The organism is Mesorhizobium sp. RIZ17 (genome assembly GCF_051127865.1).
In the GTDB taxonomy this organism is placed as follows: domain Bacteria; phylum Pseudomonadota; class Alphaproteobacteria; order Rhizobiales; family Rhizobiaceae; genus Mesorhizobium; species Mesorhizobium humile.
In genome coordinates, this window is record NZ_CP147861.1 from 5,205,988 (window position 1) to 5,230,248 (window position 24,261).

Genomic DNA, 24,261 nt, shown 5'->3' on the forward strand with positions numbered 1-24,261 from the left:
GCCGTCTTCGCGATCGAACGAGGTTTAGTCGGATCGCGCAAAACGATCGGCCTAAAAGGCAAACCACTCGTCGTGGGTATCGGAAAGATTGGGCGACATCGTCAGGAGTGAGGAATCCCATGAGCAATCATCGTCACGGCAGCGGTTCACCGAGCAGGGGAACTTCGCTCCACTCTTTGTGGCCAAACTCGGTATTCGAAAACTTTCACGAACTCCCCCTCTTCGATCGCTCGCAACTCGGTGCCTGGTGCTACACCGACCGTTTAAGCTATGCACCCGGCGAGACACTCAATGTCCACGCCAATACAACGGGGGTACGCTACGATCTAATCATTTATCGAGATGGCGCGCAGACATGCGAAGTCTACGCGAAGAGGGATATCCCTGGCGCATTTCACAGCACGCCGAAGGATTGCTCGGTGAGTGGTTGTGGTTGGCCCGTTGCCATTTCTTTCGAGGTGCCTGCGTGGAAGAGTGGAGGCTACATCCTCCACATTCGAGCTTATGACGCGTCTGGCGAGAGTATCGACCATCATTTCCCCTTTGCAGTTAGGGCTATCAGTCCATCTTCGCCCGAAGCGGTGCTCCTTCTAAACTGTACCGGCACGTGGATGGCCTATAATGACTGGGGCGGTTCCAACCACTATGAGGGGATTGAAGGTGAGAACGCGGACCAGTTTGCGCCGGTCGTAAGCACACTTCGCCCGTTCAGTCGCGGATTCGCCTGGCTGCCCGAAGGCGCTCCCCGCATTACGCTCACCGAGCCCCCAAAGCTCGGTGCTGCAATTCGCTACCCGCACATGGAATGGGCCTACGCCAACGGTTTCAGCAAGAAATACGCTTCCGCGGGATGGGCCACATATGAGCGGCACTTCGTCCGTTGGGCGGAGCAGAATGGCTTCGTCGTCGATGTCGCGACCCAACACGATCTTCATAAGACTCCCGATCTTCTAAGCGGATATGCGTGCGTCGTTCTGGTCGGCCATGACGAATACTGGTCAGCCGAAATGCGTGACCATCTTGAGGCCTATGTCGAAAAGGGCGGAAACGTCGCGCGGTTTGCCGGCAACTTTACCTGGCAGATCCGCATCGAGGAAAATGGCACCCGTCAGGTCTGCTACAAATCAAGGGCCGAACGCGAAGATCCCGTTCGCGGAACGGACAGGGCACATCTACTTACCAGTGCGTGGGACGATGTCGCGGTCAATCGTTCAGGGACCCAGACCTTCGGCATCTACGGGCATGGTGGCATCTATGCGGGCTGGGGGGGATGCGTGCCGCGCGGTTCAGGCGGCTTTACCGTCTATCGTCCGGAACATTGGGCTTTCGCAGGAACTGACCTCTATTATGGCGACCAACTGGGCGCAGCCTCGAAAGTATTCGGCTATGAAGTCGACGGGTGCGATTACACGATCAGGAATGGACTGCCGTTCGCCACTGGGAGCGACGGGGCCCCGGTCGACCTAGAGATATTGGCGATGAATGTCGCCACGACATTCGAGGCTGATCACGGCAATGCTGGCTCCACTTTCTTTATGGGAGGGGAGGATGCCAAAGGCGTTGCATATCAGCGCTTTCGCAAGACAGACGACGAGGCCCTCGATCTAGTTAAGCGAGGCTCCGGTATGATTGTCTGCTTCAACCGTGGCAAGGGGACGATTTTCAATGCTGGCTCTTGCGAATGGGTCGCAGGATTGATCGCACGCGACCCATTCGTCGAGAAGTTGACCTGCAACGTACTTCAGCGATTCACAAAAAGAGGCGACGAGCAATCATGACCCGCATCATCCAGCGGACGGTTCACGACCGACCGCCAATTGCGGTTTCAGGCGAGGGGATCTGGCTGCACCTCGATGACGGCAGGCAGGTGATCGACGGCTCTGGCGGGGCAGCAGTTGCCTGCTTGGGGCACGGCAACAAACGCGTGGCGGACGCCGTTGCCGGGCAGGTGGGCAGGATGGCCTATGCCCATACCGGATTCTTTACCTCGGAGCCGGCGGAAGCCCTTGCCGATTTCCTCCTCGCAGACGAGCCCGGCGGTCTAACGCACGCCTTTTTTGTTAGCTCCGGATCGGAAGCGATGGAAGCGGCAATAAAGCTAGCACGGCAGTACTTTATTGAGATCGGGCAACCAAGCCGGTTCAGAGTTATCGCCCGGCGGCAGAGCTATCACGGCGTGACTCTGGGCGGACTGTCGACGGGCGGGCATATGGCACGTCGCGCACCCTACGAGCCGATCTTGAGCGGTGCCTTTAGCCGAGTTTCACCATGCTTCGCCTATCGCTATCAATCGGCTGTCGAAGGCGATGAGCGGTACGTCCAACGGCTGGCAGAGGAACTGGATGCCGAGTTTAGACGTCTCGGACCAGAAACTGTCACAGCGTTCTGTGCAGAGACGGTGGTTGGAGCTGCTACCGGCTGTGTCGCTGCTGTCCCAGGCTACTTCAAGGCCGTGCGGGAGGTCTGTGATAGATACGGCGCATTGCTCATCCTCGATGAGGTCATGTCGGGCATGGGCCGCACGGGTACGCTGCACGCATGGGAGCAGGAGGGCGTTTGGCCTGACATCCAGGCCATTGCCAAGGGCCTCGGTGGCGGCTATCAGCCCATCGGCGGCATTCTTGTCAACGGCAGGATAATAGAAGCGCTACGTACCGGCTCGGGCAACTTCGTGCATGGCCAAACATATCAAAGCCATCCAGTCGCTTGCGCGGCCGCGCTTGAAGTTCAGCGCATCATTCGCGAGGACAATCTGCTGGCCAATGTGGTTGATGCGGGCGCCGAGCTCGAGGCACTGCTGATCGAGCGTTTCGGCAACCACCGCCACGTCGGTGACATTAGGGGCCGGGGCCTGTTCAGAGCGATCGAATTCGTTGCCGACAGGGTATCGAAGGCACCTTTCGAACGTTCTCTGAAACTCAACGAGCGCGTAAAAGATCAGGCTTTTGCGCGAGGGCTTTGCGTGTACCCGTCAACTGGAACGGCCGATGGCCTCAATGGCGATCATGTAATTATCTCCCCACCGTACGTCGTCTCCAAACGAGAGATTCGGATGATTGTAGAGCGTCTAGGGGACGCAGTGGATGCCGCGCTCTCAGACATAAATGGCCAGTAAGTGCTTTTGCCAACTGCGCTCGTATGACTCGCGATATTCGTAGGCGGCTACAGTTGCCCAGGGGTCGCGCGCCTATCGCGTTCCGAAGTCCATCGGATGGGGCGGAACATAGCCCGGGTGCCCGTCGCGACCATGGCGGGCCGTCCGCTTTCAGCCAAGTATGTGCCGATAACGGCCGGTCAGCCTTCCGGTCCCAAAGCAGCCGTCAGACAGTTCTACAATTGGCCGTCGACTGGGGTTCCTGGAAGCTTTTCGAACTTTCTGGATCGCGCCTCAACCCGAATTGCGTGTGCTTATTGGACAAATTAGGTCATGAGCATCCGTCATGGGAACAGCTCGCGCACAGATACGTTCGGCCGCCGCTCTTCGATCGCGATGCGAAGCTTCTTGGCCACGATCTTTTCGAGCGAAATCCGGCGACGCAACGCCTCGACGACGTCCATGCCATCCATCATAACGATGCGCCTGGCGACGAAAGCTTGCAGGCCGTCCGAGGTGAATCCCGAATATGAAACGAAGAGGCCACGGGCGCCTTCGAAGTGTTGCCCGATCAACTCTTGGAACGACCGGAGTTCACCAGCGCCAGTTTGGGCATTGCGCCATTTCGCTTCGAGAAAATAGACGGTGTTGCCGTGCAGAAAGCTGCCGTCGATCTGTTCGCCTTTGAGCTTGAAGGCTTTACGTGGTTCGAGCCCCCATGCATCGAACCAGCGCTTCAGAAAACTCTCAAAGGCGTAGCCACGCGCCTGTGCTGCATCGTCCATTCCATGCAGCCCCATGAACTCGTTCTCGAGATCGACTTGTGTTGATTCGGCCGGTCCGCCGCGTAGCGGCGCTCTCGGCTCCGGAGACTGCGTGGTTGTGCCAGGGATAGGCCTACCGCCCAGTCGCTCGATCAGTGCGCTCAACCTCTCGCGGCTCCGGGGCACGCTATCTTCGTTTCCCGCGATATAAGCCATCCGATATTCCCAAAGGCCATTCAGCGCCTTCACTATAGCGCCCTTCTGAGCCTTCTGCATGAATGCGCGGAGGCGCTTGCCCTTACTGTTAGCGTTGTCGATAAGATAGGCGTCGTCGTAGATGTCGACGCCCACTTCGTCCCGGAAAAATTCTTGGTAGGTGCGGTTAGTGAAATCCATCACGTAGCCGTCGCCGAACAGATCGCGGACGAGTTTCAGATCCACCGCCTTGATTTCGCCGGCCATCGATTCGCCTATCCAATAATTGCTCCGCCAGTTTGATTCAGAACCGACCTCGGATGCAAATTCGTTCAATTTCGGCGGAGCTTTCGCGTAAAGCGCCACCAAGGTGCGCGTATCGCCCCGAAGTTTCCCTCTGGCACCAAGGGACGGTTCATCAAGTCCGATTGTATGGCCGCGTTCGGCCCAAAAGCAGGGTGCAAGAGGCAGACAATAACCGCCTCTTGCACTTTCACACTCAGGGTCGGCCACTCTTGTTTTTCGTCGGATCGACGAGTTTGTAGCTCTGGCCCGACTTCGGCGTTGGCGGCAGCGTTTCGCCGCGCGTCACGGTCCGCTCTTTGCCGGTGTCTCCACCGCGCGTCCCTAGGATTCCATACTGGCCGGAACGTGGGGCGGTCTGCCCAGGTTTGAAAGTTTTTGTCATATTAGGTTCTCTTTATCGGTTAAGGGCCACAACATATGGTGTTCACGCCCCATGAAATCTCTATAGCAGCCATTGACACTGGGATCAATTAGGAGAAAATAGGACCTAGAAAATTTCTGAGGAGAGCCTTATGCCCGCGTCGCATTCCCATATTATGAAACCGTCGTCCGCCCGGCCCGCTCCCCCCAAGCTCATGCTGGCCGAGGACGTCTGTCCGCTGTGCGACCAGGCGATTCCTCACGACCACGCTGAAGAGATCAAAGAGCGCATCGAGCTACGTCAGCGCGAACAGGCGACCGAGCTTGCATCGCGTCTTCAGGAGCAATTCGAGCGAGACAAGGCGCTTGCCGTCGAACAGACCCGCCAGGAAGCCGCAGCGGCACTGGGCCAGGTGCAACAGGAAGCGGAAGCGCGGATATCGGCCGCGCGCGCGGAAGCGCGCCAGGCCGCTGAGGCCGCGGCACAAGAGCAGCTTGAGAGCGCGGCCCTCGCCAGCAGCCAGGCGCTTGAAGCCCTGAACGAGCAGATCGCCACGGCGGAAGCGGCCAAGGTCGCGGCAGAAGACGCGATCGAGAGTGTGAAAGCCGAAGCAGCCGCGAGCGAAGAAAAAATTCGCGCCGAGGCCAAGACCGCAGCCGAAGCCGCCATTCAATCGCAGCTCGAGGAGTTCCGTCGCCAGCGCGAGCAAGCTGAACTTGCTCTCACGTCCCAGGTTGAAACGGCAAATGCTGCCCGGATCGCCGCCGAGGCGGGTATCTCATCCCTTCGGGAAACTATGGAACAGAAAGGACGGGATTACGCCGCTGCAATCGAAAAACTGAAAGAGGATGCTGCTGCGAATGAAGCCGACATCCGCCGGCAGGCTCAGGTCGCCGCCGAGTCGGTCACCCAGGAAAGAGTAGCAGGTCTGGAGCAGGCAAAGACCGCCGCCGACGCCAGGGCGGCTGCGGCCGAGGAGCAGATTCAGACGCTGCAGAAATCCCACGAAACGGTATTGGCTGAGCGCCTCCAGGAACAGCGCGAGGCTCTGGAGCGCGCCAAGACCGACGCGGTGAATGCCGAAAAGTCATCGTGGTTCGACGAGAAGCTGAAATTTTCCGCCAAGATCGAGGAACTTCAGCGCACGGTCGATAAGAAAACCGCCGAAGAACTCGGCGAAGGCGCGGAGATCGTTCTTCTCGAAGCCCTCAAGGGTGAGTTCACCGGTGATATTTTCGAGCCTGTCGGCAGGGGACTTCCCGGCGCCGACATTATCCACACTGTGATCCACAATGGCCGCGAGTGCGGCAAGATCATCTACGATTCAAAAAACCATAATGCCTGGCGCAACGATTTTGTGACGAAGCTGTCGACCGACCAGTTGGCCGCCAAGGCCGAGCACGCAATCCTCTCCACGCGAAAGTTTCCGCAAGGGGTGCGGCACCTCCATGTTCAGGATGGCGTAATTCTGGCCAGCCCGTCCCGCGTTGTCGCGTTGGTGCACATCGTGCGGCAGCATCTTGTCCATACCCATACGCTCAAGATGAGCAACGAGGCCAAGGCGCAGAAGACCGCGGCCCTGTACTCGTATATCACGTCAGAACGCTGCAGCGGGTTCTTCTCGCGCATCGACGCGCAGACCGACGACCTACTCGATTTGCAGAGAAAAGAAATGAAGGCGCACCAGAGTATCTGGAAGCAGCAGGGCGAACTTCTCCGCTCGGTGCAGAAAGTCGGCGCCGAATTCCGTAGTGAGATCGACGCTATCTTGGGAACGAGCCATGAAGCGGAGACATCCGATGCATAGCGCGGCCCCGCGCGAGGTAGGCAATAACATCGTCAATCTGCAGGAGCGCCGGCTGGATCGAACGGTCCTCCGCACCTATCGAACCAAGGCCGACATTGATGACATTGTGCCGAACGAAAAGCAGCCCCGGATGGGGCCGAAGCTCGATGAGGAACTGCAACGCCAGATCGAGGCGAATGGCGGTCTGTTCGAGCCGCTGCTCGTTGAGCCGCATCCCAATCTGCCGAAAAAATTCCGCATTATCGACGGTGACCGGCGGTGGACGAATTCGCGCGTGCTGGTTGATCAGGGAAAAGAGGAATACAGGCAGGTCCCTATCGAGGTCACCGACCGCACGTTAAGCGAGGAAGACCGGCTGCGCGTCTGGGTTTACATCCACCGCCAGCGCAAGGAGTGGGACACTAAGGAAAAGGAGATGGTCGCCTACCGGTTGGTCGATTTAATGGGTCGCGCTAGCACTGCCAATATCCTTGGAATTACCGTTCGGGAGCTCGACAAGCTAGTCGACGTATTTGAAGTCTCTGAAAAGTTCACGAGCCTTCGCGATCCGAGTGCAGCCATCACCTGGGCGCGGGAAATGATGGGCGTCAGCAAAAAGCTCCTCACTCCCAGTGTGGTTGAAGCGGTGGTCAAGAAGGTCAACCAAAAGCGTATCACCAACTCCAAAGATCTTCGAAAGCTACGGGCGATCCTGCCTGATCCTGTAGCGAAGGCTCATTTTTTGAGTGATGGCGGCGACCTTGAGTCGGCGATGCTTCGGCTTGGTTCGCAAACCGAGAAGAAGCCCAAGGGCGGCCTCTCTGGTGATCTCGAAGCGGTTGTCGAGGCAATGAAGTCCATTCCCTGGACGACGTTGCAGGAGCTTAGGGGGGATCCTGACATTCTGAAAAAGATCGACGACACCGAGGCGATGCTCAAGTCGCTGCGCAAGGCCCTCTCCTAGCTGACGGCTTTCCTGTTTCCATGATCACGACTTTCCGGAGCAAGAAATATGCTGAGTGCCATACACCGGGAGCTATTGTCACCAGCGGGGATGGCGAGAGCTCGGGAGGCAATCGCGAACCGCCATTCGTGGTTCTTGCATGTCAGCGGCCTTCATCGGTTCGGTGAGTTGAAGCTCTCAGGCATCGAACCGCGCAACCCAGGTGCACCCTTCGATCCAGCCATAGCTGCGGCGGTCGGCAACAGTTCCGGAGCGATCGTTTGTCTTCGGCCAATATTTGCATTCGACACCCGTCCCAATAGAGACTATCCCCAAATTCTTCTTTCTGTCAGCAATTCGGACCTTCCGAATCGAGTGGGCGCCGATTGGTCTTATCCTGCCAGTTGGAATTTGATTGACGTCATGCACTCGGAAGTGCCGGGAGCGCCCGGCGAACGGGTTTTTGCGCAAGTCGTCCAACAATCAGGCTGTGTCGCCTCATACGATGCAATCCCCCCTGAAGCGGTAAGGGTGTGGGCAAAGGGAACCCCCCAAAATGACCCGTCCAAATGGCCGGGATTGTTGGCGATCAATGAAGGCGAAGTCTCAATCTTGCCGTGACCGATATTGCCGACGCGTTATAACGACGGCTCATTTAGATGCGTCAAAATCTGACCAGATCGTAGCGGATCGATCCTGTCCGCTTCTGCGAGTGCCCAACGTTGCCAAGCTTCCAGCACCGAGGGGGCGATCTCAGCCGAACCTTCGTCGATTGCGCGACGGACGCGCTCCACAAGCGCACGAATGTCTTCGGCTTGACGTAGAAGCTCGCCGCTGGTCCGAAGGTTTTGCAGGCGCTTTTGGTTAAGTTGGACGAGCCATTCCTGGCGTTGTTTCTCCTTTTCAATCCGCTCCCGCTCTGCACGCTCCTCGGCTTCCCGCAGGCTAAGCCGAAACTTTCTCTCGCCAGCTACGATGACCGCAGCCGCGATCTCAGCAATCCTAGATTCAAGCTTTGTGTCACCGTCGTCCTGCCAAGAAACCGCATTCTTGCCGTCGAAACCTGGGTCGACCCGCAGGGCAAGCGGCGTTGATGCTGGCAAGTCCTGCGCCGGCCGGAGGTACCCGTGCTGACGCACGGTGCGGTGGCTGCCGACTATTCCAATGTCCAACCCAACATGTGTGTCGCCGATGGCGGCTCCCGCGTGAATTTCTCCATCGCGCTCGTAGGCACCCCCTTCGTGGCCGCGCTTGCTGAGCGCCAAGAACAATGCGTTGAAGATTCTCAATCGTCGCTTGCCTAGCGGATTGTCGAACTTGGGTTCGTCAAAAGTCCACTCGCGTTCTGCATTTTTCTCGCGCCGGCGCTGCTCCTGCTTGAGTATTTGAACGAGCCCTTTGTGGGGCCTGTCCAACCCGTGCGGGACGGAAGCTTTGCCAATCGCTTGCAATTCCTGTGCGTGGAGTTCGTCGAGGTCTTCTGGAACCAGCGCGGATGCAAATGGCCCATTGGATGCAAGAGGGGCTGCAATCGGCAGGACCTTTTTGAAGCGCGCGTCGACACTTGCTCGGCCCATTTCACCGGGGCGCCGCGGTGGCGCCTTCGGTAATGCTGGCACTTTCTTTCCGGCACGTATTTTGTTCCAATAGCCTTGCGGCGGCGACGCAACTCCACACCGCGTCAGCAGCTTCTTCAGCCCGACGTCGGACAGTTCGAGCTTCGCCGCCAAGTCCCGCATCGGTGCAGACCATGCGAACGCAATCAGGTCGTCAGGCAACACAAGGATGTCGTTCTGCCACACGTCGCCTTACCTCCATTTTGTTCAACGAGGTTGCTTTTGGCACGCCTTCGCAGTGTCGATATGACAGGCCAGCCCGTGCCGTCTAAGGTCAATTCTGGCAACTCCAACGTGCGATCGATCTCGCCAGGGATGCGCCTGCATCATCAAGGTAGCTGCAGATTGGCTGCAGCTGAAGCAGCGCTCTCGGTGAGCAGCAGCGGGGCGCTCTAGAGGCGATCTGCTTCCTTTCGTAGTTCCTCGCGCAGCGGTGGGAAGCCCGACATTGCCGCGTGGCCGAGCGAGGTTTGGTGCTGTTGAGCGATGGCCAGGAAATACGATCGAAGAGCGATGGCAAGATAAAAGGGAGCACTTTGCGCTGCGGTTGTGTCTTTGTTTTTCAATGGGTTACGAGGTGATTTCGCAATGTGCGTATGTTGACCGCACATTGCGAGAACCGCGATTTCTGCGCGATTTCCAAGGCTTAATGCAATGTGCGACCCCTCGGCGGGCAGTTGAGGAAGCGTGGGGCCGGGACGGGGGCATGGTCAGATGGGACCGCTGAGATCCCTCTCGTCGGCGATAACCGAGCTGCCGGGTCCTCGAGGTCTGGTGGCCCGCGAGGGGCGGTCGACACGACTGCCGCAGAAGTGCTTCACCACGCCCCGAGAGCCGACGTTGCCAGCGTCGGCCGTAGGATGGCGGCCGAGCGCAGGCTCGTCGGCTGGCGCCATCGTTCGCGTTGCGAATGCATATCCTCCACGGTCCCAATGGTAGCGCCCAGTTGCGACAAGCTGCCACCAGTTGAAGCTTCCGTCGTAGGGCAGTCGAGCTCGACATCCCGTCCGCGATCCAGGCGCTGTGCATTGGCCAGCCGCACTGGCTGCCCACTGCCACGGGGGGCTCTCAATCCTGACACGAATGAGCAACCGCCGTATTGCCACGTCCAGTATCAACGGCCACGCCTTGCTCTTCCACTTGGTGCGACCATTACGCATAACTGGAGATTTGAACACCCCCGACTGCCATGAAGCGGTTCATTGGAAACCCAATCAAGGGTAGATAGGCGTTGCCTGAGAAACCCAGCACGTTGGAGCGCAGGCCAAGCCACTCCGCTACGAAACTTAGGGTCGCGCAAATAACACCGGCATCGCGCCAGGCCAAGCTTTCTCCATTCACATAGGCTGCATCGACTTTGGACATGTCTGCTACCAACCGAAGGGTGCACCCTGAGGCGGTTCCCAATACCCCCTTCACCTGCTCTCTGTTGAGTTCGGCTGCCTGGGATGAGGCGCTGAGTAAAGCTGCAGCGTGTCTCGTGGGCAGATACGCGCGTGCTGCATGATCGCTGTTCGACATCTGATAAATGATCTGGACGGCGTGCAATCCACCTGCGGAGGGTGAAATCCGGTGTTCCAAAGGCACGCCGGCACGTCCGATCCCACATAATTCGCGGGTCCTGGATGCGTACCAAAGCAACGCTTCAATGTCTTGCCAGCTTACGGGCCCTCCAGTGGCGGATCGCCGCGACTCCATTACGTCTATAAATGACCGATCATACGGCTCTTCCGGCTTTGGAAGCTCGCGTATCACCGCGCCTGCCGGTAACCAGGCAGACCAGTCAAGAGGCTGCTCCCTCGGAGCAGGTTCTTCAGTGAGGCGTCCAGCCAAGAGCCGACCAAGTGTTGTAGTGCTTCACGCAACCCCTGCATTTGCCGCAGGCGTAATTCCCAACGTGGCACGAGTGCGCCCAGGCGAGGGTCGCTTGGTCGATCTCGGAGGTTCGCACCAGTTCGACCGCATCCAGCTCTATTGCCGGAGCTTCTACGATGATGCCGCCCTCCTGAAGCGCCAGCAGCTTCGAGATATGCTCGACAAAGTCGGGACGCCCGTCGGCGTGCACGCCGTCGGTGGCGAGGGCGCCGATGAGTAAGCGCTTAATGCCGGTGTTCACAGCGGCCATGCCAGCGAGGGTGATCAGGAGCTGATTGCGGAATGGCCACCATTCTGACACTGGCGCGACCTCAGACGGCGCACTGCCCGCCATGTCCCCAGATCCTAGAGCCGAGCAATCAACTCGAATGACTTCGTGAGGGATATTGAGGAGTCGCGCGACTTGGCCAGCGGCGATGATCTCGGCCTCAGCCGGCTTCTGCCCATAGTCGATGGTGATACAAACGTTCGGACGCTTCCACCAAGCGATGCTAACCGAGTCCATGCCTCCAGAGAGTAGCAATGCCGTCTTCATTTAGGCAGGCTCCATATCGCCTTGTAGATCGCGGTCACGAAGTCCTGTGCGACCATTGCGCCAGAGCCCACGAACATCTTTAGGTCTTCCTCCTTCTCGTTCTCCGCCAGTGCAACGATCGGGATGCCCTTTCTTTTCGCGTACCCGACTTCGAAGACAGTTCCGGGGTCCATGCCGTTGAGTATGGCAAAGACGACATCGCAGCCGTCCAAACCGATCAAATCCGCCGGAGCGACGACGTCGGCCTTGCCTGGGCCGATTTCATGTACGGGCGAGAAGACGTCTGCTCCAGCATCAATAAGTGCGAGCCGCGCCTCTTCGACCAGCCAGCGTTGTCCAAGGTCAAAGAACGGTGCGGCAAGATATATGCGTCCAGAGCCAGGCTTGATCGGTTTTGCCCCGGCGGACATCAAACTATCTGGAGTGGGAGGTGGAAGGGTTCGCGAGTTGCAATACCAAGCGGTTGCGCGCGACGCCAAATCCGCGGCTTCGGACGGTTCCTTCCCATGAACCGCCCACAAGCCGGCAAACGTTGAGGAAAACACGTCGCCTGACCCGAGCTTCCAGACTGAATCAGATTCGTAGAGTGGAACCCGTTGTTGGCGCTCAGGCGTGAGGACCAATGCCCCCAGTGCGCCCATTTTCAAGACGACGACTTCGGCGCCGTCATTATGGAACAGCCAATTGGCGCCGTCGCGCGGATCGTCAGTCCCAGTGATGGACCGCATCTCCAACCGGTTGAGAACTACACCGAGCCTAGCTGCCGACGAACCATTTCTCCTGAACGGTTGGGCGTCGAACGCGGACTGAGGGTCGTACACTGCTATGTTCGCGGACGCGATGACGTCTGATTCGATCATCCCGTAACGGATGACGATGTTGTTCTCGACTTTGATGTTTGGAAGTCTCTTCAGCAACGCCGGTGGCGGCGAGATATGTGGTACCGAGAGCGTATGGACATAATCGAAAGTGACCGCCTGCTCGGTACTTAGGAGATCCAGTTGAACGTCAGCGAGTTCTGCCTCAACAGCGATCCGGTCGCTGAGCCGGCTGTTGGCGTAGCCTCGTAGTTGCACGCGGCCACTTGCAAGCTGCGCAATCGAAAACGCGCCGCGACCTGCCGACCCTAAGACACGATCCCATTCAGGTTGCAGGCAGCGCTCATGGTAGACGCCGCCTGCAACGGTCACGTCTCTGCTCACACCGGGTAGACCTTGACCGTGTAGACGCCGCCGGAGATCGACAGAATCTCGGCCTTATACAGCACCCCCTGCTGGACGATGCAGTTGATCACCTGCAGATAGCCAACGAACGTGAGTGACCCGCCGAGGTTTCCGCCAGCATCCCGTACGACCAGCGTTGACGAACTACCTATGGCCACAACATCGACATCTAGAACGTTGCCGACATTAAGCGCTCCAAGTACCGAAGGCTTCGGACTGTTAATGGGGGCCTGGTACTCGCGGCTGCATTGATCGAATCCTCCTCCGACAGCGGGACCGAGATCGCTCCGTCCACTGCCTCCGCCGCCACCGCTCATGTCTAGTCCTCCTCGCCTAGTTCGGAACTAGAGCCTGATTCGAAACATCCATCAATGTTCTTAAGAAGCGCGGATGCACGCTTCGCATGACTTTCCACATTACGGCGTCCAGCATTGATGCCCGGACTCCAATCGCAGAGCTGAAATCCAAATATTTCTTCTCCAGTCTGAAATAATCGGTAGCTGGATTCGCCTTTGCAGGAAAAACGCCTATTTGGCAGCAGGCACGGATGATGTGAACGTCGAGTATAGCGACATAGTCGCTGCGTCGACGATTGCGAACTACCCATGATGCGGTCTTCGGCCCGATCCCGGGCAAGGTACAAAGGCTATCGCGCAACTCTCTGTCGTTCAACTGGGCCTCGTCAATCAGAGCAACGCCTTCCAGGCATCCGTGCAAGTAGCCTGCACGTTGCTTTGCGAACCGGTATCTCACGGATCGTCCGAGGACTGATAACGGTTCTGATAGCAGTGATTCCGCCTGGGCCAGAGTCAGGCGGGGGCCGTTCACGCGCATATAGGAGCGGACGCGATCGTATGCGGCAAGGCCAACCTCAGCAGGTGCGCCGTGCCCGCCAAGAAGGCACGCGGCCACTTCCTCTGCGAGAGTTTCGCCCAGTCCGTTCTCGTCAGGCGTGTCAAGCGCATCCATCCAAGCTTGCGTTGCCCAGAAAGCCGGCGTGAACACTGCCGCGAAATCCCCCCAAGGAACCGACGGCATAACCTCGGCATCGGCATCCGGCAGATGCAGGAAGATCGGCTGCCCATCCTTCAGCGAAATAACCTGTTGCATCCCTTAGTCTCAATCCTTATTCATAAAGATCATAGCAAATTATGATCAAAAATGACAACGGAAAATACGGCTCTGCTGAACGAGATACGAGAGGCGATGGACCGGCTAGGGGTAGGCCAGGTCCAGCTGGCATTGTCCTGTGGTTACACGCAATCATACATCAGTAAAATATTGAATCATCGTGCTAAAATGACCGATAAGTTGGAGCGGAAGCTGACAGCTTGGCTTTCATCCCATTCTATGACGGAAGTGGCTTCCGATGCAGAGATCGAGGCAATCGTTCAGCGCCTTGCTAGGGCAAAACCGGAGAGAAGAATGCATATAATGAATATTCTTCGCGGTCTGGCCGGTATGTCGTGAGGCGCACCGAGCCTATAGTGGCCGCTGTCGCATGGTGGCAACTTGGCGTCCTGCGACGTCAAGAAGCACTCTTTCCACACGATAGAGCCGTCGCTGCTGGTCCAGCTCGTACAAAAGGCGCTAAGGTGGCGGCCTCACATCTTCTCGTCGTGTCCGTTTCCGGGCCAGACCAATGAACCGATTGTCATGCCTGATCGATTGAGCCACATGAGCGACCGCCCTTCCGCCTTCCGCAAGGATGCTGTGCTGGCTCGATTGGCCGAACAATTCAATGTCGCGCAATTCGTTAGCTTCGCACCGAAAGCCGGGGCTCCGGTACAGCAGTTTGCCCGGCTCGCTGGGCTGCCGGCCGATCAGCACTTCGATACGCCGGCGGAGGCGATCGGGGCTCTCTTTTTGAGGAGCGTCGAAGGCACGCTCAACGTCCGGAGCTTCAATGAACACCAGCCTCAGAGTGCTGAGTTTCTCTACGGACTTTCCTCGCCACTTGATGTCGTAGCTGCGGTTGAGCGTCTCTCTGCCGCAGGCTGGTTCACGATTGTCAACGAGACTATCGATGTCAGCGATGGCGGAGTTTCGGGGGTGATCCTTGATGACATCGTTGAATTTGGTCCCGATGTTACGCCACGCGGGGTCGAGAAGGCGGGTTTTGCGGCACTGCGCTCTGACTGGGCGAGCCGGCTGTTCGACATAGTCTACGGATTTGGTCCCGATTTTGCTTCAGCAAAATCCGCGCGCCTTGAGTTCAGCCTTCACCCCAAGCCGCGCGGCTATCGTCAATCCCATGTCATATATTGGGAATTCGGTGAGAATGAAGCCATGCATGCCGCTGACGTGGAGCCGAGATGGCCAAATGGCTTCTCGCGTATGCTTGGAGACAAGGCATACGGGTTGTTGATCGGTCATCTTGCCGGCGTGCCGGTGCCGCGAACGACAGTTATTTCTCGCCGGGTCGCTCCATTCTCGTTCGGCGATAGTACAGGCACCCGCGAAATTTGGACACGGACATGTCCGACCGAACAGGTGCCGGGCCATTTCACCACTGTTCGAGGTTGGATTGACCCGTTCAAGCTCCTGAATGCGGAGGACCCCGATCATCGTGCAATTGCGTCGATCATCGCGCAGGAAGGCGTCCCCGCAACCTGGTCGGGCGCTGCGATTTGCGACGCTGATGGGCAGCTCCACGTCGAGGGAGTTATTGGCGCCGGCGACGCTTTCATGCTCGGGAAGAGGGCGCCTCAAGAACTTCCACCCGAAGTTTTGAGTGCAGTTGAAACTCTCTATCAACGAACTTCCGCTCAACTTGGTGCGGTGAGATTCGAATGGGCATATGACGGCCGCGCTGCGTGGCTGCTGCAACTACATAAGGGGCGCAGCGTTTCATCTGGTGCAACAATTGTCCCAGGTGATGCTGCGGAATGGAAAAGTTTCGATGTTCGAGATGGCTTGGAAGCGCTACGAGTAACTCTCAGAATGATTCCGTTCGGCCATGGCCTGATATTGGAGGGGGAGGTCGGCCTGACAAGTCACATCGCGGATGTCGTCCGACAGGCTAGCGTGCCGACGCGAATGCGTCTGGTTGCCGACCAAGCCTCTAATTGACGCTAGCGGGAAAACGGAACATAATAAGAACACGATAAAAATATTAAGTATCCACAATGCCAAACGAAGGGAAACGAAGATGCTTTTGACCGCTGTCGCAAACGCTCGTAAAGATGCTGAGTCGCAGCTCGGAACCTTGGATAGGGCTCTTCGCATGCGCTTCGAACGCCGCATGAGGGAAGAGACAGAGAACGATGGCAAAGCCGCCAAAGAGCCCGTCAAAAACGGCGCCGAAAAGCAAGATTAAGCTCTATACGAGCAACGATGAAACCAGGGAGGTGGTCCGCGGAAACGCGGACCCCCAAGATAAGGACTACCGGCACAATTACTCCCGAGATCACGGTCGGATCATTCACAGCGCTAGCTTCCGCCGTCAGCAGGGAAAGACACAGGTATTCCCCAGCCGCGAGTCCGATTTTTTCAGGAGCCGGCTGACACATTCACTTGAGGTGGCCCAGATCGCCCAGGGAATAGCCGAGTTCATCAACCACACATACAAGAGTACTTTGCCTGAACCTATTGACGTCAGGTTGTGTTTCGCCGCTGGTCTGGTTCACGACATTGGCCATCCGCCATTTGGTCACAACGGTGAACGGGCGCTCGACAATGCGATGCTCGAATATGGCGGGTTTGAGGGCAATGCCCAAACCTTGCGAATCCTGACCAGGCTGGAGAAGAAGGTCAAATACGCCAAAGCTCTCGATGGCGGTGGCGATATAAGGGCCGGTCTAAACCTCTGCCATCGGACGCTGGCTTCTGTCCTGAAGTACGACAACATGATCAAAGCCGTGCGCCCTGAAGGCTCAAAGGTCGAGAAGGGCTACTACGCTACGGAAAAAACGATCGTCGAGAACATCAAAAGTTCAGTAATAGGCGACTTCAAACTGAAGCGCGGAAAAGAGTTCAAGTCGCTCGAATGCTCGATAATGGATCTGGCAGACGACATTGCATATTCCGTCTACGATCTTGAAGACTGCCTGAAGGTCGGGTTCCTCAGCCCTGCGAAGATACTGGCGACCAAGGATGCGCTGTTGGAAAAGGTTGCGGCGAGCGTATCGAAGCAGATCAAGGAGGAGGTCAGCAAGGAAGATGTGCTCGACGTATTCTTCGATATTTTTGCCGGACTGTTCCAGGGCGAGCCCAATAGCGAGGGGCTGGATGCGACTGGGATTCCGAGTGGCGCTGAAATGGCCGGCCAAGAGGATCGCGACAGTCTGCAGCCAGCCGAAGTGGCCAGAAGACAGAAGCTGGAGGCAGAGCGGGAAGGGTTCAAGCGATTTACCGCCGTTTATAAGACGTCCAGGCTGATCAGTGATGACGGCTACAACCGGACAGAGTTGTCGTCGCAGTTGGTGCACGAATTCATCTCGTCAGTCGAGCTGGATTACAACGAGCAATGTCCACCTCTGAGCCAGGTGAAGCTGTCCAAAGGGCGATTGCGCCGAAAGGAGGTCCTGAAACAATACACATACGAGGCCGCTATCTATGCCCCGCGCGTGAAGCTGGGCGAATATCGAGGTTACGATGTTGTGACCGATCTTTTCGAAGCGCTGATGGCTGACAAGGGCGATATTCTGATGCCAGAGGACGTAAGAGAGCGTTTCAACAGGGCAGACAACATCACTGGACGGGCTCGCGAAGTGTGCGATTTCGTGGCGGGGATGACGGATCGGTATGCCATTGAGTTCTGGGCGCGTTTGAAATCCGACTCAGCGGAAAGCATGTTCAAGCCGATCTGACAGAGACCGCCGAATTTGAGGATGAGCGGCTTTGACTTGCGCCGCCGGATAGGATTAACCAGCGTGCTTGGCGTTGGCCAACTTCATGGCGAACAATCCGCTATGCAAGCGAGCTGGATCCGTGCAGGATGGCATCATCCGTCTCGAAACTGTGCTTGTCCGGAGCGGCTTGTGCCGCTCGACCATATATCGAAGATCGCCGAAGGCACTTTCCCAACTCAGATCAAGAGCGTCATATCTGATTGCGAGATAAACGAACGCCAGCGCCGCCGCCATTCTCTGGAATGAACTCTATCCCGGCTGCTTCGAACGTGTCCCGGAGCGCAGCGAGGGTAGTTTCTTTCAGTTGTTCACCCCGCTCAAATCGGGCGACGGTATCGGGTGATACTCCAGCATTTCGAGCCAAGTCTCTCGTCCCCCAGCCGAGGGCAACCCGAGCCATCTTGCATTGGATGATGTTCATTTCGTAACATCGATACGATTTACGTTGATCTGCATCGTCATCTAAGATATCGTAACCCTGATACGATTGTAGGCGGCGCTTTCTTCGGCTGCTGACGGTGTTACGACCACTCAGCAGCCTTGCCACGCCCCAAGCTGTTAGGAACTCGGATCATGGCTGATTCCGACAATACCACGCCTTTGTCTTTCGTCACCCGCAGGAAGGTACTTGGTGTAACGGCGTTTGCAATTGCAGGATGCGAGTGGGATGCACTTGCCGGTGAGGCAGCATCAGCAGCTATTCCCTCCGATCCCGTGCTGGCGATCTGGCGGGAATGGCGCAATGCTCGCGAAGAGAGCGAGCGTCTGTGTGATCAAAGTGCGCACCTAGAGCGCACGCTCGTGAAGACCGTCGGCTTCCCCTGTGCGACCGTCCAGTTGCCCGGTGGCGAGAATGTAACGGTTCATTCTATCGGAGCACTCCGCGAGGTGCTTGGCGCTGACGCCAAAGCCGATGATGCTCGCGCCAAGGCAGAAGCCCGGTTAGCGGCCCATCAAGCACGCTGGGATGCTGCCGATAGGCGAGTTGGGTATTCGTCCGTGGCAGACGCGGAAAGACAGGCGGCTGACCGAGCCGAAAAATTGCTCGAAGCCTTGGCTGCGGCACCCGCCACCTGCCTTACCGGCGTAGCGGCCAAGTTGAATGCGGTACTTCTTGAAAGCGAGGTGCGGGAGGGAGGCGCAGAGTTTCCCTGGCCGCAGATTCGCTCAGCGTTCGGTGATGTCATGCGGCTGGGCAAAGAGAGTGCGCTCGCGTCAGCAGATCGAGACTTTTTTCGCCCGCGCCCAGACCGACGGAACTCGGAAAGGGAAGGGTAGGCCCCCTAGCCGTCCAAGGGGGGAGCGTGGAAAGGGCGGCTAAAGCGCACACATCGGCCATTCGAGATTGGAGAGAGATCGGCGACCCTAGCCTGGTGCTGCAAAGCGCCTGAAATCGGGCAGGGACGATGAAGAGACTGAGGAATGCTTGTCCGTCAGTTGAGATGACCCAGTCTCCACGACGCCGCTCGGGAGACGGCGCTGTGCTGGATCGGACTGTCGAGCTCTTCGAGCAGCGCACGGGCCGAAAGCTCTCTAAAGAGAACGCGCGCCAAATCGTTGAAAACGTCACCGGGTTCTTCCGCCTCCTCGCCGAATGGCAAGATATGGAATGAGCGAGGATTTCACCTCGCTCCGCCGGGTTGGTCAGGAGACGAGGCTCAGAAATGGTCAAGAAGGCTGTACAGACCGCCATTCGCGGTGGCTTGGTGAAAGCTCTGCTCTATGCTCGGGTCTCCTCTAAGGAACAGGAGAAAGAGGGCTTTTCCATCCCGGCACAATGCAAGCTGCTAAGGGAGTATGCGGCCCAAAAACAGTTTGGCATCGCCCAAGAGTTCATTGACGTCGAGACTGCCAAGAGCAGCGGACGGACCAACTTCAATGAAATGGTCAAATATCTGCGCAAGCACCCCGGCGTGCGGGTCATCCTGGTCGAGAAAACCGATCGCCTCTATCGCAATCTGAAGGATTGGGTGACGCTCGACGAACTCGACGTCGAGATCCACCTCGCCAAGGAAGGCGTGATCCTCTCCCAGGACTCCCGCTCGTCGGAAAAGTTCATGCACGGCATCAAGGTGTTGATGGCCAAGAACTACATCGACAATCTCTCGGAGGAAGCCCGGAAGGGGCAGATGGAGAAGGCGGAGCAGGGCATCTGGCCGACCAAGGCACCGCTCGGCTATCTCAATGTCACAGGAGGCGACGGCAAGAAGGTCATTGAGCCTGATCCGGAGCAGGCGCCGATGATCACGCGCCTGTTTGAGCGTTACTCGACCGGCGCCTATTCGCTCAAGGCAATCGCCAAGGCGGCGCACGCCGAGGGCTTAGTGTATCCGAAGAGTGGCAATCCGGTTCCGGTAAGCACGGTGCACTCAATTTTGCGCAACCGGCTCTATACCGGGTTATTTCGGTGGAACGGGAAGCTGCACCACGGCAAGCACGAGCCTCTGGTCTCGATCGAGCTGTGGGAGCGGGTCCAGGGCGTGCTGACAGGACGGCACGCGACCCCGATCCACTCTTATGGCTACGAATTTGCCTTCGGCGGGCTGATGACCTGTGCCAAATGCGGCTGCGCGGTCGTGGCTGAGATCAAGAAGGGCAAATACATCTACTACCACTGCACCGGTCACAGTGACAAAGGCCGCGGCGGCTATGCCGAGTGCCGCCGCAAATACGTTCGTGAGGAGGCCCTCGAAGAGACCTTTGGCGCCTTGCTGGACAAACTTCATTTCGACGAGGAGGTGCTGGACTGGGTCCGCGACGCCCTCAAGGCCAGCCATGCGGATGAGCGCAAAGAGCAGGAACAGGCCATCCAACGGTGTCAGAAGGAACACAAGCGCCTCGAGGATCGCCTGCAGGCAATGTACTTGGACAAACTTGATGGCCGCATCGACAGCGCCTTCTACGACCGGATGTCGGCACAATGGCGAGTCGAACAGACGCGCCTGCTTCGCGAACTGGAACGGCACGGCGACGCTGGGGAATCATATATGGAGGAAGGCGTGCGCTTGCTGGAACTGGCGCGCAACGCCCGCCAACTGTTCGCCAAGCAAGCTCCAGGTGAGAAGAAACGGCTTCTGAATCTGCTACTGTCGAACTGCACGTGGGACGACGGAGAGGTTTGCGCAGTCTTTCGACAACCATTTGATTTGCTTGTTGAAACGACTACTGCGCTATCTTCGGTGCAAGCCTCGGGAGCCGTTTTGTCGAAAGGACATCCAGTTTGGCTGGGGAACCTGGATTCGAACCAGGACTAACGGAGTCAGAGTCCGTGGGTCTACCGTTAACCTATTCCCCAGCAGGCGCGGCTGGTACCGCGCGAAGCGGGCGGCTCATGTGCCGCGAGCGCTGCCTTGTAGCCGCCATCCGAAAATAGTCAAGCCCGCAACTGAGATCAACCGCAGCCTTTTTGCCGGTCACTTCCTTCGGGCGCTCGCAAGGCCTCAACTCTCGCCGCGGCTGTATTGCGAATGCTCGAAATAGAGCACCACGCCAAGGCCGATCAGCAGCGGAATGATCAGATAGAACAGGCGGAACACCAGAAGCGCGGCGAGCACGCCGACCGGATCCATGTCCGAAAGGCCGGTGAGGAAGACGACCTCGAACACGCCAAGCGCACCAGGCGCATGCGAGAGGAGCCCGATCGAGAACGACACCATGAACACGCCGAGCACCACGAAATAGCCGGGATTGCCGGCCCCGGGCAGGACAAAATAGATGATCGCGGCGGCCCCCAGCAGTTCGACCGGGCCGACCAGCAATTGCCGCGCCACGATCGGCAGCGCCGGATAATGCACTTGGAAGCTGCCTATCTTGAGCGGCCTCAGATGCAGCCAGCTGCCGAAGGCGTAGGCGCCGACGAGGATGAGCATGGCGAGCCCGGCGGCGAAAACAGCGCCATGGTGCGGCGCGCCGGTGAAACGATCGACGATCTGCGGCTCGAACAACAAAATGAGGCCGCCGAGGAAAACGCTGGAGAGGATGAAGGTGAACCAGCAGATGGCCACCAGCACGCCGATTTCCTGGCCAGTCAGCCCCCGCGTGGCATAGGCACGGTAACGGATGACCGCGCCGGAAAACACGGAGCCGCCGATATTGTGCGACACCGCGTAGGTGGTGAAGGAGCACAGCGTGACGAACAGCCACGATACTTTCTTGCCGAGATGCAGCAGCGCGATGTGGTCGTAGCCGGCGAGCGAGGCGTAGGCGACGACCGAGCTCAGCGCCGCGAGCACCCAGCCGCGCGGCGGGATGGCGGCGATGCCGGCCCAGACATCGTCGAGTGAAATGCCGCGCAGTTCATGAATGAGCAGCCACAGCGAGAACGCGACGGCCGCGATGCCTACGACCGGCCAGAAATAGCGCCTCCAATTCATGGCGTCGTCATCATGCGTTGCAGCTCATTGATTTGATGTGCCCAAGCCCTTCGAACCCTCATTTGAGACATGCCTGATTGAAGCCGGCTATTCAACCGGCAAGACGTTGCCCCAACGTGACGCTGGCAAAATGTGACGTCAGCGAAATTCGGCCTCGCGCTCTTGGTGATTGCGAAGGGCACTGCTACTCTGTCGCCAACTTGAAACAAATCGAGGTGCCTGCTGCGTCCGTTCCCGGTTCGCGCGGCGCCGGAAGGAACTGAAGTGGAAGACCACGATACCGGCGCGGGCGCGTCGGCAGTGGGCATGTCCGGGGCATTGCCGACGCAGTCGGCAGGCCCGCAGCCGGCGCGATTCAGCCGCCACGCGGGTGCGCACCAAAGACATGCCGACCCCAGACATGCCAACCAGAGGCAGACTGGCGCGAGCCTGGCCGACCAGCAGGGCGATCCGCCGAAAGGCAAGACGCGCAAGCGCCGCAAGCGCCGGCGCGGTCGCAAGGTGTTTGCGCGCGATGACAACGGCGCCCCGCCGCCTGCCGCGCCCGCCGCCATTCCCGCAAGCCAGGCTCAGAGCGCGCCGTCGCAGGTCGAGCCAAGGCCGCCCCAGTCCCCGCCACGTCCGCCGCAGAAGGAATTGCCGGTTTTCGCCGCGCTCGACCTTGGCACCAACAATTGCCGGCTGCTGGTCGCGGTGCCCGGCCGTCACGGCCAGTTCCGTGTCATCGACGCTTTCTCGCGCATCGTCAGGCTGGGCGAGGGGCTCACGGCCAGCGGCCGGCTGAGCCAGGCCGCGATGGACCGCGCCGTCGAGGCGCTGAAGATCTGCGGCGACAAGCTACGCAACCGCAAGATCAGGAAAGCCAGGCTGATCGCCACCGAAGCCTGCCGTTCGGCCGCCAACGGCGTCGAGTTCCTGGATCGTGTCGAGCGCGAGGCCGGGCTGAAGCTCGAGATCATCGACCGCCAGACCGAGGCCCGCCTTGCCGTTTCCGGCTGCGGCTCGCTTGTCGAGCGCGACACGCAGGGCGTGGTGCTGTTCGACATTGGCGGCGGCTCGTCGGAAATTGCCTTGATCGACCTGACCGGACGGCGCTCTCCTCGGCTCGCCAACCACATCGTGTCGTGGACCTCGCTGCCTGTCGGCGTGGTGTCGCTCGCCGAGCGCTTCGGTGGACGCACGGTCACGCGCGAGACCTTTGCCGCCATGGTCGACGACGTGGCCGCGCGGCTGAAGGTCTTCGACGGCCGCGACAGGCTCGCGCATGTGCTGGCCAGTCCAAACTTCCATCTGCTCGGCACCTCCGGCACGGTGACGACGCTGGCCGGCGTGCATCTCGATCTCGAGCGATACGACCGCCGCCGCGTCGACGGGCTCTGGATGGACCGCGACAGCGTCGATCGCATGATCGAGCGGCTGATCGGCTGGGATTTCCAGCAGCGTTGCGCCAACCCCTGCATCGGCGCCGACCGCGCCGATCTCGTGCTCGCCGGCTGCGCCATCCTGGAAGCGATCCGGGGCGTCTGGCCGTCCGAGCGGCTGCGCGTCGCCGATCGCGGCTTGCGCGAGGGTATCCTGAGCGAGCTGATGGCCGATGACGGCGTCTGGCGTGGCGGCCGACCATGAGCAAGAAGCCTGAAAAGCCGGGTTCGGGAAGCATTCGCGTGCTGAAGACCCGGATCAAGAAGAAGAGCGGTCTGAAGGAATCCTCGCGTCGCTGGCTCGAGCGCCACATGAACGATCCTTATGTGCAGCGCTCCAAGGCAGACGGGTATCGCTCCCGCGCCGCCTACAAGCTGATCGAGATCGACGACAAGCATCACTTGTTGAAGCCCGGCATGAAAGTGATCGACCTGGGTGCTGCCCCCGGCGGCTGGTGCCAGGTGGCGGCCGCGCGGACGAAGTCGACGGCGGAGAATCCGCATGTCGTCGGTATCGACTATCTCGAAATGGACGCGGTTCCGGGCGCGGTCATCCTGCAGATGGATTTCCTCGAACCCGATGCGCCGCAAAAACTTGCCGAGGCGCTGGGCGGCCAGCCGGATGTGGTGCTGTCCGATATGGCGGCGCCCACGACCGGGCACCGCCGCACCGACCATTTGCGGACCATGCATCTGTGCGAAGTCGCTGCCGATTTTGCGCTGCACGTCCTGAGGCCGGGCGGGCATTTCCTCGCCAAGACTTTCCAGGGCGGCGCCGAGAACGAGCTTTTGTCGCTGCTGAAGCAGAATTTCCGCTCGGTCCATCACGTCAAGCCGCCGGCTTCCCGGGATGAGTCGGTGGAGCTTTATCTGCTGGCCAAGGAGTTCAAGGGGTAGCGCCTCTCCCTTCTCCCCT

At 58.8% G+C, this 24,261-nt stretch carries 23 protein-coding genes and 1 tRNA gene; 13 read left to right on the forward strand and 11 right to left on the reverse strand.

The features are described from left to right. The first annotated feature begins 119 nt into the window (after positions 1-119). Both WDX12_RS25250 and WDX12_RS25255 read left to right on the forward strand, forming a co-directional pair. Positions 120-1,778 (forward strand): N,N-dimethylformamidase beta subunit family domain-containing protein, encoded by a 1,659-nt coding sequence (locus tag WDX12_RS25250; protein WP_434722441.1) that lies wholly within the window; start codon positions 120-122, stop codon positions 1,776-1,778. Next, complete coding sequence (locus WDX12_RS25255; RefSeq protein ID WP_434722442.1) at positions 1,775-3,115, forward strand: aspartate aminotransferase family protein; 1,341 nt, start codon at positions 1,775-1,777, stop codon at positions 3,113-3,115. The genes WDX12_RS25250 and WDX12_RS25255 overlap by 4 nt, the downstream gene beginning before the upstream one ends. A 323-nt stretch (positions 3,116-3,438) precedes the next feature. On the opposite strand, the gene WDX12_RS25260 is transcribed toward WDX12_RS25255, so the two are convergent. Next, positions 3,439-4,320, reverse strand: a complete 882-nt coding sequence (locus WDX12_RS25260) for a restriction endonuclease (protein ID WP_434722443.1) — start codon at positions 4,318-4,320, stop codon at positions 3,439-3,441. 232 nt (positions 4,321-4,552) lie between these two features. Next, the gene (locus WDX12_RS25265; protein WP_434722444.1) at positions 4,553-4,741 is read right to left on the reverse strand and encodes a YjzC family protein; all 189 of its coding nucleotides are present in this window, start codon (positions 4,739-4,741) and stop codon (positions 4,553-4,555) included. Positions 4,742-4,871: 130 nt separating this feature from the next. Here WDX12_RS25265 and WDX12_RS25270 point away from each other — a divergent pair, with 130 nt between their 5' ends. Beyond that, positions 4,872-6,527 (forward strand): DUF2130 domain-containing protein, encoded by a 1,656-nt coding sequence (locus WDX12_RS25270; RefSeq protein ID WP_434722445.1) that lies wholly within the window; start codon positions 4,872-4,874, stop codon positions 6,525-6,527. Then, positions 6,520-7,470 (forward strand): ParB/RepB/Spo0J family partition protein, encoded by a 951-nt coding sequence (locus WDX12_RS25275; RefSeq protein ID WP_434722446.1) that lies wholly within the window; start codon positions 6,520-6,522, stop codon positions 7,468-7,470. The genes WDX12_RS25270 and WDX12_RS25275 overlap by 8 nt, the downstream gene beginning before the upstream one ends. A 617-nt stretch (positions 7,471-8,087) precedes the next feature. Here the strand turns inward: WDX12_RS25275 and WDX12_RS25280 are convergent. The 6 genes from WDX12_RS25280 to WDX12_RS25305 form a co-directional block, all read right to left on the reverse strand. Then, positions 8,088-9,251, reverse strand: a complete 1,164-nt coding sequence (locus WDX12_RS25280; RefSeq protein WP_434722447.1) for a hypothetical protein — start codon at positions 9,249-9,251, stop codon at positions 8,088-8,090. A 966-nt stretch (positions 9,252-10,217) separates the two neighbouring features. Continuing rightward, positions 10,218-10,430 carry a hypothetical protein gene (locus WDX12_RS25285; RefSeq protein ID WP_434722448.1) on the reverse strand — a complete coding sequence of 71 codons (213 nt, stop codon included), beginning with the start codon at positions 10,428-10,430 and terminating at the stop codon, positions 10,218-10,220. A 448-nt stretch (positions 10,431-10,878) separates the two neighbouring features. After that, a complete protein-coding gene (locus tag WDX12_RS25290) occupies positions 10,879-11,475 on the reverse strand; it encodes a 7-cyano-7-deazaguanine synthase (RefSeq protein WP_434722449.1) in 597 nt (198 codons plus the stop codon). After that, complete coding sequence (locus WDX12_RS25295; RefSeq protein ID WP_434722450.1) at positions 11,472-12,665, reverse strand: PfkB family carbohydrate kinase; 1,194 nt, start codon at positions 12,663-12,665, stop codon at positions 11,472-11,474. The genes WDX12_RS25290 and WDX12_RS25295 overlap by 4 nt, the downstream gene beginning before the upstream one ends. A gap of 8 nt (positions 12,666-12,673) precedes the next feature. Then, positions 12,674-13,015: a hypothetical protein gene (locus WDX12_RS25300; protein ID WP_434722451.1), complete on the reverse strand. Its 342-nt coding sequence runs from the start codon at positions 13,013-13,015 to the stop codon at positions 12,674-12,676. Between the two features lie 16 nt (positions 13,016-13,031). Further along, positions 13,032-13,808, reverse strand: coding sequence for an endonuclease III domain-containing protein (locus WDX12_RS25305; protein ID WP_434722452.1), 777 nt, complete (start codon positions 13,806-13,808; stop codon positions 13,032-13,034). Between the two features lie 51 nt (positions 13,809-13,859). Between WDX12_RS25305 and WDX12_RS25310 the strand changes: the two genes are divergently transcribed. The 4 genes from WDX12_RS25310 (at position 13,860) to WDX12_RS25325 (ending at position 17,797) form a co-directional block, all read left to right on the forward strand. Then, the gene (locus WDX12_RS25310) at positions 13,860-14,168 is read left to right on the forward strand and encodes a hypothetical protein (RefSeq protein ID WP_434722453.1); all 309 of its coding nucleotides are present in this window, start codon (positions 13,860-13,862) and stop codon (positions 14,166-14,168) included. A gap of 207 nt (positions 14,169-14,375) precedes the next feature. Next, entirely contained in the window at positions 14,376-15,770 is a 1,395-nt protein-coding gene (locus tag WDX12_RS25315; protein WP_434722454.1) for a hypothetical protein, read from the forward strand. A 194-nt stretch (positions 15,771-15,964) separates the two neighbouring features. After that, the gene (gene dgt, locus WDX12_RS25320; RefSeq protein ID WP_434722455.1) at positions 15,965-17,509 is read left to right on the forward strand and encodes a dGTP triphosphohydrolase; all 1,545 of its coding nucleotides are present in this window, start codon (positions 15,965-15,967) and stop codon (positions 17,507-17,509) included. 21 nt (positions 17,510-17,530) lie between these two features. Further along, a complete protein-coding gene (locus tag WDX12_RS25325; protein ID WP_434725779.1) occupies positions 17,531-17,797 on the forward strand; it encodes a hypothetical protein in 267 nt (88 codons plus the stop codon). Here the strand turns inward: WDX12_RS25325 and WDX12_RS25330 are convergent. Then, on the reverse strand, positions 17,742-17,972 hold the full coding sequence (locus WDX12_RS25330; protein ID WP_434722456.1) for a helix-turn-helix domain-containing protein: 231 nt from the start codon (positions 17,970-17,972) through the stop codon (positions 17,742-17,744). The two genes, WDX12_RS25325 and WDX12_RS25330, sit on opposite strands and share 56 nt — an antisense overlap. A 152-nt stretch (positions 17,973-18,124) precedes the next feature. Here WDX12_RS25330 and WDX12_RS25335 point away from each other — a divergent pair, with 152 nt between their 5' ends. The 3 genes from WDX12_RS25335 (at position 18,125) to WDX12_RS25345 (ending at position 20,805) form a co-directional block, all read left to right on the forward strand. Beyond that, positions 18,125-18,829, forward strand: coding sequence for a hypothetical protein (locus WDX12_RS25335; protein WP_434722457.1), 705 nt, complete (start codon positions 18,125-18,127; stop codon positions 18,827-18,829). Positions 18,830-19,032: 203 nt separating this feature from the next. Continuing rightward, positions 19,033-19,164 (forward strand): hypothetical protein, encoded by a 132-nt coding sequence (locus WDX12_RS25340; RefSeq protein ID WP_434722458.1) that lies wholly within the window; start codon positions 19,033-19,035, stop codon positions 19,162-19,164. 51 nt (positions 19,165-19,215) lie between these two features. Continuing rightward, the gene (locus WDX12_RS25345) at positions 19,216-20,805 is read left to right on the forward strand and encodes a recombinase family protein (protein WP_434722459.1); all 1,590 of its coding nucleotides are present in this window, start codon (positions 19,216-19,218) and stop codon (positions 20,803-20,805) included. Here the strand turns inward: WDX12_RS25345 and WDX12_RS25350 are convergent. Continuing rightward, positions 20,773-20,846, reverse strand: a tRNA-Gln gene (locus tag WDX12_RS25350). The two genes, WDX12_RS25345 and WDX12_RS25350, sit on opposite strands and share 33 nt — an antisense overlap. A 145-nt stretch (positions 20,847-20,991) precedes the next feature. Further along, on the reverse strand, positions 20,992-21,924 hold the full coding sequence (locus tag WDX12_RS25355) for a lysylphosphatidylglycerol synthase transmembrane domain-containing protein (protein ID WP_434722460.1): 933 nt from the start codon (positions 21,922-21,924) through the stop codon (positions 20,992-20,994). A gap of 264 nt (positions 21,925-22,188) precedes the next feature. On the opposite strand from WDX12_RS25355, the gene WDX12_RS25360 reads away from it, so the two are divergent. Together WDX12_RS25360 and WDX12_RS25365 are read left to right on the forward strand one after the other, a co-directional pair. Further along, the gene (locus WDX12_RS25360; protein ID WP_434722461.1) at positions 22,189-23,550 is read left to right on the forward strand and encodes a Ppx/GppA phosphatase family protein; all 1,362 of its coding nucleotides are present in this window, start codon (positions 22,189-22,191) and stop codon (positions 23,548-23,550) included. Then, a complete protein-coding gene (locus WDX12_RS25365) occupies positions 23,547-24,242 on the forward strand; it encodes an RlmE family RNA methyltransferase (protein WP_434722462.1) in 696 nt (231 codons plus the stop codon). The genes WDX12_RS25360 and WDX12_RS25365 overlap by 4 nt, the downstream gene beginning before the upstream one ends. The last annotated feature ends 19 nt before the right edge of the window (positions 24,243-24,261 follow it).